We start from the raw sequence: 15,837 nt of genomic DNA, 5'->3' as shown, positions 1-15,837 counted from the left end.
ACAAATAAAACAAGGTAACATCATGAACGATAAAATTTTTTCACTTCCCATCAAATCTGAAATTTCGTCCACGCTCAGTCAACGCCAGATCGACCAACTGCCGGTTATTGTCGTTGACCATCCGCAGGTACGCGCTGCCGTCACGCTGCAAGGTGCGCATCTGCTGCACTGGCAGCCGCAAGGTGAAACGCCAGTCCTGTGGTTGAGTGACAACTCGCCGTTCGCTGAAGGTGTCGCCATTCGTGGCGGTGTGCCGATCTGCTTCCCGTGGTTTGGTCCGTTTGCAGAACCTAACCACGGTTTTGCCCGTCTGCTGCCATGGGAATTCACCGCGCACCGTGAAGATGCTGACGGCGTTGAGTTGACCTTCACCCTGCGCGATACGCCAGAGACGTTGGCAAGCTGGCCGCACGCTTTCACGCTGACCGCGCGCTACAAGCTCGGCAAAACCTGCACTATCGAGTTAGAAGCGCAAGGCGATTACAGCATCACCAGCGCCCTGCACACCTACTTCCAGATTGGTGACATCGACCATATCCGCGTCAGCGGTTTGGGCGATACCTTTATCGATAAGGTCAATCAAGGCAAGTTGACGACGCAAGGTGGCGATCTGACGTTCACTGAGCGCACCGATCGCATCTATACCCATCCGCAAGCAGTGAGCAGCATCGTGGACCCGACGCTGAAACGCACTATCGACGTGCACCACACGCACCACAGCGATGCGGTTGCCTGGAACCCGGCGGCGGAACTGTCTAAAACCATCGCCGACATGCCGGATGACGGTTACAAGACCTTTGTCTGCGTGGAAACCGCACGCGTGACCCAGCCGTTTGTTGCCACGCCAGCCGCACCTGCGCGTTTGACCACGGTGATTAGCGTAAAACGTTGATCAACGGCACGGGTTTATAGCGATAAACCCAAAACCGCCGCTCGCAGGCCTGCGGGCGGCGCTAACCGCGTAGTGTGAGCCCAGTCATCTCTCATCGCCCTATCCCGCTACACAACATCCAACGGTTGTTTACTTGTCGGTGCGGGAAAAGCGGCATCCAGCGCAGCGATATCACCACTATCCAATACCAGCGTGAGCGCGCGCGCGTTTTCTTCAACGTGGGCCACCGAACTCGCTTTCGGAATGGCCACCACGCCGGGTTGTCGCAATACCCATGCCAGCATGATTTGTGCGGGCGTTATCTGGTATTTGTCTGCCATGCGCGTAACCACCGGGTGAGAAAACAGATTGCGGCGCAGCGTACCCGCTTGCGCTAACGGACAGTAGGCCATCACTGGCATCGCACGCGCCTGACACCAGGGCAGCAGATCAAACTCAATGCCGCGCGAGGCAACGTGATAAAGCACCTGATTGGTCATGCAGTGCTCACCGCCCGACAAGGACCAGAGTTCGTTCATATCCTCCACATCCAGGTTGGATACGCCCCACTGACGAATCTTGCCCGCCTGTTGCAGCGCTTCCATCGCGTTGATGGTCTCTTCCAATGGGATACCGCCGCGCCAGTGCAGCAGGTATAAATCCAGCACATCGGTTTGCAGGCGTTTCAAGCTGCGCTCACAGGCTTCAATCGCGCGCGTGCCACCCGCATTGTGGGGATAGACTTTGGAGACCAGAAACGCCTCGTCGCGCCGTCCGCGCAGTGCGGCACCCACCACGCTCTCTGCTCTCCCATCGGCGTACATTTCTGCGGTATCGATAAGCCGGAGCCCGAGATCGAGCCCGGCCTGCAAGGCCTTTATTTCACGCGCTTTCTCACTGGCCGCTTCTCCCATAAACCACGTGCCCTGCCCGATAGCGGGCAGACTTGAACCGTCAGGAAATCGAATCTGTCGGGTTGTCATCGCTATCCTCCTTGCATCCCGTTGAACATCATCGCTGAGCCGCAGCGCCCCCAAAACGTGCAAATGGGGTGAAATCACCCCATTATTGTGCGGCACCCGCCCTGTCTTAGCGCATCAGGCGTTAGAAGCGATAGCTCACACCCGCGCCAAACACCATGGTATAGCTGCGATCGACCATCGGGCTCTCTTTCACTTCGTCCGCCAGACGCACATAGCGTCCGGTGGCCCATGCGCTCCAGCTATCGTTAATACGGTAGTTGGTGCTCAACTCGGCGTACGGCGACCAGTCACCGTCCGGGCTGTAAGCCCCTAACCCTGAGCGCGATGCCTCTTTGCCGCTGACACCAAAGTAATAGCGGTTGAGTCTTTCGCTGCTCCAGGTGACACCGACGCCCGGCGTCAATGACCAGTCACCCAGTTCGAAGCGATACAGGTAGGTGTTGTCCCACAGATAACCGTCGCTATAGCCCAAGGTATCCGCCACGAGAGAGGTGCGCAGGATCCCCCAGGACGCGGAGTGAGAATAGGCCAGACCTGCCATCAGCGTGCCACGGCGCTTATCCAGCTGCTTCATTTGCGCGTCGTCGTTATCACTCGGTTTAAAACCTAACGGAGAATAGAGTGCCGTCACCGACAGGCGGTTTTGACCATCGTTCCACAGGTAATAACCCCCGCCCAGCCCGCGAAAATAAAAGTTGTCACTTTCATAGGTCACCATTGGCACCGGATACAGCGCGTTATCGCCCCCGCGATAAGGGCTGATGGAACCTAATACCCCGGCCCCCAGTGAGAAGTCCGCCGCAACCGCCGTTGTTGCCGCCAGCGACCCTGCCAACAGCAAAGAGGTATAAATCACAGATGATTTTTTCATAACGTTATTATTCCCATTACTGATATGAATTATCAAAATCGTATTTCGCTCATATCAATCATAATCGTTAAATGTGCAAATCGCATGGCATTAAACCACATGCCGCACCTATCGTCGCTCCAAATGAGCCAGAGGCACGAATGCCCAGTGGCTACCGCCATTGTAGCGGCATACTTCGCTGAGTGAGTTATTGAAATATCTTAAAAAGATGTTTTTACCAATGAGGAAATTTTGCAGATGCCAACTACGCTTAATGACAGGGAGATGAATGTTCCTGAGTTCGCAGGTCAGCATAAGCGCGTTGCCCCTGCCTTTCCACCTCGCCGGGTGTGGGTTAAGGAAAACGCGCCTTGTCAGTGTAATAACATCCGCACTGCTGCGAATATGGCATAAGGGTTGCTGTATTCAGAGAAATCATCTGCCAGAGGGCTACACATCTATGGCCGCATAAATAACGCCGCACATTATTTAACAGGCTCTCTAAATCTGTGCTAATCGACGAAGGACGGGCATCGCTATGAACATATTTGATCATTACCGTCAGCGTTATGACGCTGCCAAGGACGAAGAATTCACGTTGCAGGAATTTCTTAACATCTGTCAGCAGGATCGCAGTGCCTATGCGAGTGCCGCCGAACGATTGTTAATGGCGATCGGCGAACCCGTGATGGTGGACACTGCCCATGAATCTCGCCTTTCCCGTTTATTCTCTAATCGGGTGATTGCGCGCTATCCGGCCTTTGAAGAGTTCTACGGCATGGAAGATGCCATAGAGCAGATCGTCGCTTACCTGAAACACGCCGCGCAAGGGCTGGAAGAGAAGAAACAGATCCTGTATCTGCTCGGTCCGGTGGGCGGCGGGAAATCGTCGCTGGCTGAGCGCCTGAAAGCCTTGATGCAACGCGTGCCGATTTATGTGCTGAGTGCCAACGGCGAGCGTAGTCCGGTCAACGACCATCCGCTGTGCCTGTTCAACCCGCAGGAAGATGCCGATATTCTCGAAAAAGAGTATGCGGTGCCACGCCGTTATCTCGGCACCATCATGTCCCCCTGGGCGGCCAAACGCCTGCGCGATTTCGGCGGTGACATCACCAAGTTCAAAGTGATTAAGGTGTGGCCTTCCATTCTGGCACAGGTCGCGATCGCCAAAACCGAACCGGGTGACGAAAACAATCAGGATATCTCTGCACTGGTCGGGAAAGTGGACATCCGTAAGCTGGAGCATTTTGCCCAAAACGATCCTGATGCCTATGGCTATTCCGGTGCGCTGTGCCGTGCCAACCAGGGCATCATGGAGTTTGTCGAGATGTTCAAAGCGCCTATCAAGGTGCTTCATCCTCTGCTGACCGCCACACAGGAAGGCAACTATAACGGCACCGAGGGCATTGCCGCCCTGCCGTTTAACGGCATCATTCTGGCCCACTCCAACGAATCGGAATGGGTGCAATTCCGTAATAACAAAAACAACGAAGCCTTTTTGGACCGCGTTTACATCGTCAAGGTGCCCTACTGCCTGCGCGTCTCCGAAGAGGTGAAGATCTACGAAAAACTGCTCGATCACAGCGAACTGTCGCACGCCCCTTGCGCGCCCGGCACGCTGGAAACATTGGCACGCTTCTCTATCCTGTCGCGCCTTAAGGAGCCAGAAAACTCCAGCATCCACTCCAAAATGCGCGTCTACGATGGGGAAAGCCTGAAGGATACCGATCCCAAGGCCAAATCCTATCAGGAGTACCGTGATTACGCGGGCATCGATGAAGGCATGAGCGGTTTGTCCACTCGTTTCGCCTTCAAGATCCTCTCGCGCGTGTTCAACTTCGATCACAGCGAAGTCGCGGCTAACCCGGTGCACCTGTTCTACGTGCTGGAGCAGCAGGTCGAACGTGAGCAGTTCCCGCAAGAACTGGCGGAAAAATACGTCGAGCACCTGAAAGGCTATCTGATCCCCAAATACGCCGAATTTATCGGCAAAGAGATTCAGACCGCCTACCTGGAGTCTTACTCCGAGTACGGGCAGAACATTTTCGATCGCTATGTCACCTATGCGGATTTCTGGATTCAGGATCAGGAGTACCGCGATCCGGACACCGGGCAACTGTTCGACAGGGAATCGCTGAATGCCGAACTGGAGAAAATCGAGAAACCGGCGGGCATCAGCAATCCCAAAGATTTCCGTAACGAAATCGTCAATTTTGTGCTGCGTGCCCGTGCCAGCCACAGTGGTCACAACCCGAACTGGACCAGTTATGAGAAACTGCGCACCGTCATTGAGAAGAAAATGTTCTCCAACACGGAAGAGCTGTTGCCGGTGATTTCGTTCAACACCAAAACCTCGACCGATGAGCAGAAAAAACATGACGACTTTGTCGATCGCATGATGGAGAAAGGCTACACCCGCAAGCAGGTGCGCTTGCTGTGCGAATGGTATCTGCGTGTCAGGAAATCATCATAACGTACTGGTAGCTTGACGACGTCATGCGGGGGAATCATGGCCTATTTCATTGATCGACGGCTGAACGGCAAAAACAAAAGCCTGGTGAACCGCCAGCGCTTTTTACGCCGCTACAAGTCGCAAATAAAACAGTCGATTTCCGAGGCCATCAACAAGCGTTCGGTAACCGACATAGACAGCGGGGAGTCTGTATCGATCCCTCAGGGCGACATCAGCGAACCGATGTTCCACCAAGGACGCGGCGGGAAGCGGCATCGCGTCCACCCTGGCAACGACCACTTTGTTACCAACGATCGCATCGAGCGGCCACAAGGAGGTGGCGGCAGCGGTGGCGGTCAGGGCAACGCCAGTAAAGATGGCGATGGCCAGGACGAGTTCGTGTTTCAAATCTCCAAAGATGAATACCTCGATCTGCTGTTCGAAGATCTGGCTCTGCCTAATCTGAAAAAGACCCAGCAGCATCAGATGAACGAGTACAAAACGCACCGTGCGGGTTATACCGCCAACGGTGTGCCCGCTAACATCAGCGTGGTGCGTTCGCTGCAAAATTCACTGGCGCGACGTATGGCAATGACGGCAGGTAAACGGCGTGAACTGCACCAACTTGAGGAAGATCTGACAGAGCTTGGACACACCGAGCCTGCACAATTGCTCGAAGAGGATCGGTTGCGCCATGAGATTGCGACGCTGCGCGAGAAGATTGCGCGCGTGCCCTTTATCGATACCTTCGACCTGCGTTTCAAGAACTATGAACGCCGGCCCGAACCATCCAGTCAGGCCGTGATGTTTTGCCTGATGGACGTTTCCGGCTCGATGGATCAGTCCACCAAGGACATGGCGAAACGCTTTTATATTCTGCTCTATCTGTTTTTGAGTCGGAATTATAAGAACGTGGATGTGGTTTATATTCGCCATCATACCCAAGCCAAAGAAGTGGATGAACAGGAGTTTTTCTACTCTCAGGAGACCGGCGGCACCATTGTGTCCAGCGCATTGAAGTTGATGGAGGAAGTGGTTAAAGCGCGCTATAACCCGTCACAGTGGAACATTTATGCGGCACAAGCCTCCGATGGCGATAACTGGGCCGATGACTCACCGCTGTGTCACGATATTCTGGCTAACCAACTGTTGCCTTTTGTGCGTTACTACAGCTACATCGAAATTACGCGTCGCTCACACCAAACCTTGTGGCGCGAGTATGAAGCGCTGCGTGATACCTACCCCAATTTTGCCATGCAGCATATTCGCGATCAGGATGATATTTATCCGGTATTTCGCGAATTGTTCCGCAAACAAACCGTTCACGGTTAATCGTCTCACCTTCCGCCAGCCTTCGCGCTGGCGGACACTAAACCCGTGTCAATTCGCGTCAAACCGCTGCGTGGTTTCAGGCAAGGTTGAATCCCCTGCGCCCAGAGCCCGTTGCAGCATCACCGTGTCCAGCCAGCGCCCGTGTTTTAACCCTACGCTTGCCAGCGTTCCTACCAGCGAGAAACCGGCCTGACGGTGTAAATGCAGCGATCCCTCGTTTTCACTGTTGCCCACTACCGCAATCAGTTGACGAAAGCCGTGTTGCTCCGCCCACTCAATGGCATGGGCGAGCAGTGCTTTTCCCACGCCCTGTTGTTGGCATTGCGGATCAACATAGATCGAATCTTCAAGCGTATACTGGTAGGCCAGACGCTCACGGTAGCGTGACAGATAGCAATACCCTGTCACGCTACCGTTTTTGATGGCGACAAACCAGGGCAGGCCGGCGTCGTGGTTTTTCTTCAATCTGGCGTGCATCTCGTTTATATCCGGAGGCTCTGTTTCAAACGATGCGGTGCCATGGATGACGTGATAGGCATAAATTTTCTGGATAGCGCTAATGTATTGTTCTTCTGCTGCAATAATGTCCACGGTTTTACTCCCAAAAAAAACCGATCACAGGCTACGTGAAATCAGCCAAGGCTGATACCCACCTACGCTTATAACCTGCATAAGGGAAATGAAGGATGGCGCAGTTTAACCTCGACCAACTGGTCACCTATAAACTCGTGATACAACGAGGAAGTTTTACCTCAGCAGCAACAGCATTGGGTATTTCACAGCCCGCGGTCAGCCTGCAAATCCGGCAATTAGAACAGGCGCTGCACGTGCGTTTGATTGAGCGCACCGGACGGGGTGTTCGCCCGACGGCCGCAGGGCTGGCGCTGCTCGATCACTGTGACCACATTGAAAATGCCGTTAACGCCGCCCTGCATGCAGTGGCACAACACCAACAGGACATCAGCGGAACCGTAATGTTGGGTACCGGCGCGACAGCCTGCATTCATTTACTCCCGACGCTGCTATGTCAGCTCCAAAAAGCGTATCCGCGTTTGTCTATCGGCGTCAGGACCGGCAATACGCAACACATTGTCAGAGCCGTGGAAGAAAACAGTATCGATCTGGGGTTGGTCACGCTGCCCGTGAGTGGCCGAAGCCTGAGTGTTACGCCGGTCATCAAAGATGAATTTGTTGCGATCGTTCAGGCAGACAGCACGGGTGACATCCGGACACTCACGCCGAAAGTGTTTGCAGAGCAGCCCCTGATTGCCTTCGAAACCGGGAGCCATACCCGTCAACTGATTGATGACTGGCTTCACGCAGAGGGTAAGACAACAAATCCGATCATGGCGCTGGGGAGCATTGAAGCCATTAAAAGGATGGTCAGCGCGGGGTTAGGTTACAGCATTGTGCCCAGCATGTCGGTCATGACGCCTGCCGATAAGGCGGGCCTGAGTGTATATCCGCTGGAACCGAGATTACATCGCACGCTGGGCATCGTGATGCGGCAGGATAAAGTGATTAATCGCAGCATGGCAAAAGTGCTGGAGCACATCCATACCCTGGCCGACAGCGAGGTTACGCCTTTTTAAGCTGTATTCTCTCACACTAAATGTTACGTTATATTATATCATATGATACATTATAACGTAACTTTACTGTACCACAGGGATCCTCCTGCATGGCGTTGCTGACCGTTGACAACCTCACTCTCACCCTTGATGGCATCACCAAACTCGACAACCTCAGCTTTTCGCTGCATCCCGGCGAGCGTGTTGCACTGCTTGGCGCTTCGGGTTCAGGAAAATCGCTTACGGCGCGCGCCCTGTTAGGTTTATCGCAAGCGGGAGAACGGGTAAGCGGTGCCATCCGTTTTTACCGACACGACGGGCTGCCGCTCTCTTCTGCGGATCAAGCACGGCGATCGCGCACCGCCGCCATTTTCCAAGATAGCTCGGCGGCGTTACATCCGCTGATTGGCGTCGGTAAACAGCTGGTACTGGCGCTACGCGCTAACCGCGCCCTATCCGCACGCGCCGCGTGGGAAGCGGCGATCGCGTTACTGGCAACCACCGGATTTTCTCAGCCGGAGCACATCGCCCATCGCTATCCCGGTGAACTTTCTGGCGGACAACGTCAGCGCGTCTGTATCGCTCTGGCGCTCGCCAGTCAGAGCGCATTGTTGATTGCGGATGAACCCACCACCGCACTGGACGTCATCACCCAGGCGCAGGTACTACAGGCGCTGGAAACCTATACCAACCGTGCGCCGGGACACGCCTTGCTGTTTATCACCCATGATATCGCCGTGGCCGCATCGCTCTGCCAGCGGGCATTGATTTTGTCCGATGGCAAGATCGTTGAGCAAGGCACTATCGATGAGATAGTGCGTCACCCGCAACATCCTTACACCGCGGCGCTGGTGACTGCTGCACGTCAGCAACGTCATCGTCTACCTCAGCACGCGCTGGCGTTGGCGGGGTGAAATAAGATGTGCGCTTCTACCTTGCACGCGGCCACGACGCCGCCTTTCCTGGCATTGCGTCAGGTAACCCAGCAATATCCGCTGCCGGGCATGCGCTTCTGGCACGCCACGCGCTATCAGTACGTTGTCAATAATGTGACATTGTCACTTAACAAGGGTGAGCATGTCGGATTAGTGGGGGCTTCGGGTGCTGGAAAATCAACGCTGCTGAAGATTCTGCTGGGGTTAGAAACGCCGGATTCAGGAAGCGTGAGCTGTCAGGGCCGTGCCGTTGTTCCGGCTTCCACCGCAGCACTGCGCTGGTATCGCCAGTTGGTACAGTATGTTCCCCAAGATCCGGCTTCCACGCTGGCGCCCAATAAAACCGTGGCGCAGTCGATTGCCGAGCCACTGCATTTTTTAGGCCACGGCGCAGCGTCGATGTCGGTATTGCAACGCGCCCTCGACGATGTCGCGTTGCCAGCATCACTGTTGCATCGGCGGGTGGCAACACTCTCCGGTGGGCAAGCGCAGCGGGTCGCCATTGCTCGCGCTCTGGCCTTGCGCCCGGCCTTCCTGATTGCCGATGAACCGGTGAGCGGTTTGGATTTGCCGTTACGCGAGCAGATAACGGCGTTATTTACTCAACTCGCCCAGCAGTATGACATGGGAATGCTGTTGGTCTCCCATGATATCTCCGCCGTGGCGGCGCTGTGCCAACGCGTATTGGTTATGCATGAGGGCCAGATTGTTGAGGACAGGCCGCGTAGCGCACTGCTCTCCACGCCAGCCCATCCGCATACGCGGGCGCTGCTGGCCGCCATCCCGACACTCCCTGATTGTTATTGCTAATTTTTTCCCTGAAAGGACGCTGTTATGTCGTTAGTCTATCGCCGAATTTTTCCGTTACTGCTGGCCGTTGGCAGTGCCGGGCTGACTGGCTGCTTTGGCAGCGAAGAGAAAACCGCGCCGCAAGCCGCCAGCGATCGTATTCGCATCGCGATGCTGCAACCGCCTCGTGCGGGCCTGACCCCGCTCAGCGACGATGCCTTCAAACTTTCGCGCTGGAGCACCAGCGAAACGCTGATCGTGCTGGATGAGAATGGTGACGCACAACCGGCGCTGGCAATGGCCTGGCAGCCAGTGGATGACACCAGTTGGCGTTTCACGCTGCGTCCCGATGTGCGCTTCCACGACGGTGAACCCTTGACGCCCGCCGCCGTGGTCAATGCGCTGACGGCGGCAACGCAGGCCGCACCCAAGCCGCGTATTCTGGATGGCGTTACGCTACACATTCGCGCTGACGGCGACAACGCGGTGCGCGTAACGACCGCAACCCCCGATCCCCTGCTGCCGCAACGGCTCTCCAGCCCACAACTGGCGATCCTTTCACCCAATGCCTATCAGCAAGGCCGCGTTGATCCGATTCGCCACGGCAGTGGCCCCTTTGTGTTAACCGCTGTTCAGGGCACCAGCCACGCCACCCTTGAGCGCTTTGATGGCTACTGGGGCACACCTGCGCAGGCGGCAGGGATTGACGTTGATTTCGTTCCAGACGGCACTGCCCGTGCCGCCGCACTGCGTAGCGGCAGCGCGGATATTGTGGAAGCCGTGCCGGTTGCGCAGGCTCCCTTGATCGATCCGGCGCTGATCCATGAGGTGCCGATGCCGCGCACCAATACCCTTTATCTCAACACCCGCGTCGGCCCGCTGCGTGATGCCGGACTGCGCGCCGCCGTGCGCGACGCCGTTCAGCGCGAGGTGCTGGTCAAGAACGTGTATGAGAATCGTGCGGATATCGCCAGCGGCTTGCTCGGCCCGGCGCTGCGTTGGGCTGGACCGTTGCGCCACGCAGTAGACCACCCGACACCGGCTCGCCACCCGCAGGGAGAGGTTATCAAACTGGCCACCTTCAGCGATCGCGCAGAGCTGCCAGAAGTCGCCGTTTATCTGGCACAACAGTTAACCGCGGCCGGTTTTACCGTTCAGCAGGAAGTGCGTGAATATGCCCAGATCGAAGCCGATGCCTTAGCCGGAAAGTTCGATGCCTTTATCCTGTCGCGCGCCACGGTGCTGGATTCCGGCGATCCGGTGGCTTACCTGTACAGCGATTTCAGTTGCAAAGGGTCGTTTAACCTGTCACAGCTGTGCGATCCCGCTGTTGATGAAGCGCTGCTCGCCGCTGCCTCTATTCCCGCCGGAGACGCGCGGCGTAAAGCCATCATGGTAGCGGAACAGCGTATTCTCGCCACGGATGCAGCGATCCCCTTGCTGCACGAACGGGTTATTCAGGGCGAGGCAACCGGTGTACGTCAGGCAGCACGCGATCCGCGTGAACGGATACTGGTTACGCCACAAACGCACATCAACGGACAGATGCATCAACCATGATGGTTTCTCCCTTGCGCATCGGGGCGGTTATCGCCCCGCTGGTATCCCGTGCCCTGAGCGCCTTTGCGGTCATCGCGCTCATTGGCCTATTGCCATGGCTTTCCGGCAGCGACCCGGCACTCAGCGTGCTGCGCGCCAAATCCGCCGAACAAGAAGCAACGCCAGAAGCATTGCAGGCCATTCGCAGTCAACTGGGCCTCGATCAAGGCCCGCTAGCGCTGCTGTGGCAGTGGTGGCGCGGTATATTGCAGGGCGATGCCGGGCACTCCTGGATCTCGGGCAAGCCGGTATTGCCCGCCATGGTAGACGCAGCAGGCGTATCGCTGACGCTGATGGGCGCAGCGTTAACCTTGGCAATACTGGTTGCCACGCTGCTGTGTGTTTCCACGCTGCGTAACGGACTGCGCGGCAAGGCGGATAGCAGCCACGGGGCATGGGCGATGGCGTTCACCACCCTGCCAGAATATTTGCTGGCATCGCTGTTGCTGATGGTGGGGGCGGTCTGGCTACCGCTGTTTCCGCCTTATGGCTGGCACGGTGTACAGCATTTGGTGCTGCCTGCGCTGTCGTTAGGGCTGCCCGCCGGAGGATTACTGGCGCGCTTGCTGGCGGATGCGCTGCGCAGCACCTTTGCCGAACCGTGGCTTATCACCTGGCGCGTGGCGGGCATCAGCCAGTTTGATTGCGCCATCGCGGTTCTGCGGCGCGCGCTGCCTGCGCTACTGCCACAGATTGGCTTTATCACCGTAGGGCTGACGGGTGGCGCAGTGGCCGTAGAAAAGATTTTTGCCATTCCCGGCTTGGGCCGCGCCACGCTCGGGGCCTCAGCCGCACAGGATCTGCCCGCCCTGCAATGCGGTGTCCTGCTGTTGCTGTTGATTGCCACGGTAAGCGGTACCCTTGGCAACCTGCTACGCCAACTGATACTGGGACGTGCGCTGCGCAGCGGATCGTTGCCCGCCCCCACCATCAGTCCAATGAGGCGACCGCATTATGCCTTCCCGATAGCGATTGCGCTGATATTGGCACTGCTGATCGCCGTCGGACTAACTCGCGATCCGCTGGCATCCGATTTTCTTCGCTTGCAACCCCCCAGCCTCGCGCTACCGTTAGGCGCAGATGCCACCGGACGCGATCTGCTGGCACGCGTGGCGCATGGCGCGTTTGCCACGCTGATCACCGCTACCGGCGTCAGCGCTGCCTGTTTGCTTCTCGGTATTGTGTTTGGACTATTCCCACGGCTGTTTATTGGTCCGATGGAGATAGCCAATGCGCTGCCGCCGATGATGGCGGGCCTTATCGTCGTCACGCTGACCGGGCCGTCTACCTATGGCGCAGCACTGGCGGTGATGCTGGTCAGTTGGGCACCGCTGGCGGCGCATACTGCCGCGCTGGTTGAAGAGATCCTGGCGCGCCCTTATGTGCGCATCACCCCACTGCTGGGGATCGGGCGTTGGCATCGCTTTACGGGCTATGTGCTGCCAGCACTGATTGGCCCCGTGACCCGACACGCCTTAGTGCGTTTTCCCGGTATCACACTGGCATTGACCGCATTAGGTTTTCTCGGGTTGGGACAACAGCCGCCGTACCCTGAATGGGGCCGGATTGTTGCTGAAGGCATGCCTTATATTGAGCGCGCGCCGTGGGCGGTGCTGGCCCCTGTTGCCACGCTGATGCTGCTGGCAATGTTGGCGGTCTCGTTGGGACAAATGGCTAATGGAGTGAAAAGCATGAAGTGACAATGTCACTTATATCATATCGAAGCGCCCGTCAGTGGCGTGCAGCAAAACAGCAAAAAACGCTTCTGGCGTGGTAAAGCACGCCCTTTGTGTCGTACCATTCGCTACAGTGTGGTTATGCAACCCGCCTTTCCTGACGATGACCAAAGGCAAGCACCACGTTATTCATTCACTTGCCAGGGAACGGAATTCACCTTGCCATGACCATACAAAAATTTGTGCTGTTGTTATTTATGCTGGTGCTGCTCGGCCCATTAGCCATCGATCTTTACCTTCCAGTGATCCCGGCTATTTCGCAGGGTCTAGGCAGCGATAACGCGACCATTCAATCAACCATTTCATTGTTTATCATGATAATGGGATGGGGACAACTGGTGGCTGGCCCGCTGGTTGACCGCGTAGGACGCCGCCCGATGGCACTGATCGGGATCGTGATTTACATCGTGGGTGCCATCACGGCGGCGCTGGCGACCAATGGCTCGGTGTTTATCGCCTCCCGCGTACTGCAAAGCGTTGCCGTGTGTTGCACCGCCGTGGTGGTGTTTAGCGGCGTGCGTGACAGGTTGAACGGTGATGATGCCGCACGCACTTTCGGCTTTCTTAACGGTACGCTGAATATCGTGCCCGCGCTGGCCCCGTTTTTTGGCGGCTTGCTATCCGCCGCATTCGGTTGGCGCGCCTGCTTCTGGTTTTTGACGCTGTATGCCAGCGTAGTCCTATTGCTGACCCTGCGCTATCTGCCAGAAACCCGCCCGGCAGACACCCTGCGCCTACCGGGTTTGCCCATAAAGCAATATGCCAGAATCCTTTTCACACCGCGCTTTATCGGCTTTGCTGGCTGTAATGCTGGCATCATGGGGATGGCCCTGACCTATCTGTCGATGGCATCCGTGGTATTGATGGTACACGGCGGGTTGTCACCGTTACAATTTTCGCTGGTGTTCGGCGCAAACGGCTTTTGGGTGATGGCGATGAGCCTGCTGGCAACGCGCGCGATCGTGAAAATTGGCCGACCCGCTTGCCTGAGGCTCAGCGTGATATTGATTGGCAGCGGCTTTTTGTTACTGTGCGCCATTATTCTGTGGTTGCCCGAGGCGCTACAGGCGCGTTGGTGGATCTTTATGGCACCGGTCGTGGTAGCGTTTGCTGGCCTGGCGTTTGCCATTGGCCCCGCCACCAGCTATGCGTTGGAACCTTATGCGAATGAAGCGGGCACGGCATCGGCGCTGGTGGGATTCGTGCAAATGGCCGGTGGCGCGTGCGTCGGACTGGGGGTAATGGCGCTGCCCCTTACGCCGCAGAGCACACTGGCACTTTCCATGCTGTGCGCCACGCTGTTGGCGCTGCGCGCCCAGCGTTTAAGCGCAAAGACGCGCGGCACGATTACAGCGCTCAGTTGATCGCAGCGCGCGCTGCGATCGTGCTCGATAAACCGATGGATTTACGCGCTGGCGTAACGAAAGATCGACAAATCGTCATGGGCTATGTCGGGCGTGTTGCCAGAAATGATATCCGCCAACAGCTGTCCTGAACCGCACGCCATCGTCCAGCCTAAGGTTCCGTGTCCGGTATTGAGATAAAGATTGGCGAGCGGTGAGCGCCCTACCAGCGGCGTGCCGTCCGGCGTCATCGGGCGCAGCCCGGTCCAGAACGTCGCCTGCTCTACCGGTCCGGCGTCAGGATAAAGATCGCGAACCACCATTTCCAACGTTTCACGGCGTTTAAGGTTCAGCGTCGTGTCAAAGCCAACGATTTCCGCCATGCCCCCGACGCGAATACGGCGATCAAAGCGCGTCACGGCCACCTTGTACGTCTCATCGAGCACCGTTGAAACCGGTGCAGCGGCTTCGTTGGCAAGCGGCAGCGTTAACGAGTAGCCCTTCAGGGGATAGACTGGCAGGTGCATCCACTGACGAACCAGCGCCGTCGAGTAAGAACCACAGGCCACCACATAAGCATCTGCGGTTACGGTTTGCCCATGGCAACGCACCTCAGTGACGCGATCGCCAGCCACCTGCAACTGCTCTACGGATTCGCCAAAACGAAAAGTCACACCTGCCGCCTGCGCCATTTCAGCCAGACGCTGAGTAAACAGTTGGCAGTCGCCGGTCTCATCATGGGGCAAGCGCAGCCCGCCGCTCAGCTTATGCGCCACCGCAGCGAGCGCAGGCTCTACCGTCGCCAGTTCCTGCGACGTCAGCAACTGGTACGGCACGCCAGCCTCGCGCAGTACTGCAATGTCCCGGCTGGCATTGTCATACTGCTGCTCGCTGCGAAACAGTTGCAGCGTCCCGCCCTGGCGTCCTTCGTACTGAATCGACGTGCGTGCGCGCAGTGCCTGCAAACAGTCGCGGCTGTATTCTGCCAACCGCACCATACGCGCCTTATTGACCTGATAGTGTGCCGAATCGCAGTTCATCAGCATCTGCCACATCCAACGTAACTGATCGCTGGAACAATCGGGCCGGATAGCTAACGGTGCATGGCGTTGAAACAACCATTTGATGGCTTTCAGGGGGATGCCGGGTGCGGCCCAAGGCGCTGAATAACCGGGGGAAATTTGTCCGGCGTTGCCTGCGCTGGTTTCCAGCGCCGCGGCAGGCTGTCGGTCAATGACCGTGACATCATGCCCTGCCTGACACAGATACCACGCCGTGCTGACGCCAATAACGCCACTGCCTATAATCACAACCCGCATGTTGACTTATCTCCGTGATAACTCGCCGTTTGCGGCGCAATATGCTGCCTGAATCGC

At 56.9% G+C, this 15,837-nt stretch carries 13 protein-coding genes; 9 read left to right on the top strand and 4 right to left on the bottom strand.

What is annotated here, in order from left to right; genetic code table 11:
* The first annotated feature begins 22 nt into the window (after positions 1–22).
* Positions 23–892, top strand: coding sequence for a D-hexose-6-phosphate mutarotase (locus tag J5069_RS03835; protein ID WP_264642607.1), 870 nt, complete (start codon positions 23–25; stop codon positions 890–892).
* 107 nt (positions 893–999) lie between these two features.
* Here the strand turns inward: J5069_RS03835 and J5069_RS03830 are convergent, their stop codons facing one another.
* Positions 1,000–1,854, bottom strand: coding sequence for an aldo/keto reductase (locus J5069_RS03830; protein ID WP_264642606.1), 855 nt, complete (start codon positions 1,852–1,854; stop codon positions 1,000–1,002).
* 121 nt (positions 1,855–1,975) lie between these two features.
* Positions 1,976–2,725, bottom strand: a complete 750-nt coding sequence (locus tag J5069_RS03825) for a MipA/OmpV family protein (RefSeq protein WP_264642605.1) — start codon at positions 2,723–2,725, stop codon at positions 1,976–1,978.
* 517 nt (positions 2,726–3,242) lie between these two features.
* On the opposite strand from J5069_RS03825, the gene J5069_RS03820 reads away from it, so the two are divergent.
* Positions 3,243–5,177, top strand: a complete 1,935-nt coding sequence (locus J5069_RS03820) for a PrkA family serine protein kinase (protein ID WP_264642604.1) — start codon at positions 3,243–3,245, stop codon at positions 5,175–5,177.
* 36 nt (positions 5,178–5,213) lie between these two features.
* Positions 5,214–6,488, top strand: coding sequence for a YeaH/YhbH family protein (locus tag J5069_RS03815; protein ID WP_264642603.1), 1,275 nt, complete (start codon positions 5,214–5,216; stop codon positions 6,486–6,488).
* A 48-nt stretch (positions 6,489–6,536) separates the two neighbouring features.
* Here the strand turns inward: J5069_RS03815 and J5069_RS03810 are convergent, their stop codons facing one another.
* Positions 6,537–7,079, bottom strand: a complete 543-nt coding sequence (locus tag J5069_RS03810; RefSeq protein ID WP_264642602.1) for a GNAT family N-acetyltransferase — start codon at positions 7,077–7,079, stop codon at positions 6,537–6,539.
* A gap of 95 nt (positions 7,080–7,174) precedes the next feature.
* Between J5069_RS03810 and J5069_RS03805 the strand changes: the two genes are divergently transcribed.
* From J5069_RS03805 to J5069_RS03780, 6 genes are all read left to right on the top strand, one after another.
* Complete coding sequence (locus tag J5069_RS03805) at positions 7,175–8,080, top strand: LysR family transcriptional regulator (RefSeq protein ID WP_264642601.1); 906 nt, start codon at positions 7,175–7,177, stop codon at positions 8,078–8,080.
* 89 nt (positions 8,081–8,169) lie between these two features.
* A complete protein-coding gene (locus J5069_RS03800; protein WP_264642600.1) occupies positions 8,170–8,973 on the top strand; it encodes an ABC transporter ATP-binding protein in 804 nt (267 codons plus the stop codon).
* 6 nt (positions 8,974–8,979) lie between these two features.
* Complete coding sequence (locus J5069_RS03795) at positions 8,980–9,804, top strand: ABC transporter ATP-binding protein (RefSeq protein WP_264642599.1); 825 nt, start codon at positions 8,980–8,982, stop codon at positions 9,802–9,804.
* Between the two features lie 24 nt (positions 9,805–9,828).
* Entirely contained in the window at positions 9,829–11,343 is a 1,515-nt protein-coding gene (locus J5069_RS03790) for an ABC transporter substrate-binding protein (RefSeq protein ID WP_264642598.1), read from the top strand.
* Positions 11,340–13,082: an ABC transporter permease subunit gene (locus J5069_RS03785; RefSeq protein ID WP_264642597.1), complete on the top strand. Its 1,743-nt coding sequence runs from the start codon at positions 11,340–11,342 to the stop codon at positions 13,080–13,082. The genes J5069_RS03790 and J5069_RS03785 overlap by 4 nt, the downstream gene beginning before the upstream one ends.
* A 206-nt stretch (positions 13,083–13,288) precedes the next feature.
* Entirely contained in the window at positions 13,289–14,482 is a 1,194-nt protein-coding gene (locus J5069_RS03780; protein ID WP_264643716.1) for a multidrug effflux MFS transporter, read from the top strand.
* 41 nt (positions 14,483–14,523) lie between these two features.
* Here the strand turns inward: J5069_RS03780 and J5069_RS03775 are convergent, their stop codons facing one another.
* The gene (locus tag J5069_RS03775) at positions 14,524–15,780 is read right to left on the bottom strand and encodes a D-amino acid dehydrogenase (RefSeq protein ID WP_264642596.1); all 1,257 of its coding nucleotides are present in this window, start codon (positions 15,778–15,780) and stop codon (positions 14,524–14,526) included.
* Positions 15,781–15,837: the final 57 nt, after the last annotated feature.

Source organism: Candidatus Symbiopectobacterium sp. NZEC127 (genome assembly GCF_025962675.1).
Taxonomy (GTDB): domain Bacteria; phylum Pseudomonadota; class Gammaproteobacteria; order Enterobacterales; family Enterobacteriaceae; genus Symbiopectobacterium.
Note: the sequence above shows the minus strand (reverse complement) of the source record. Positions and strands in the feature narration are given on the sequence as shown.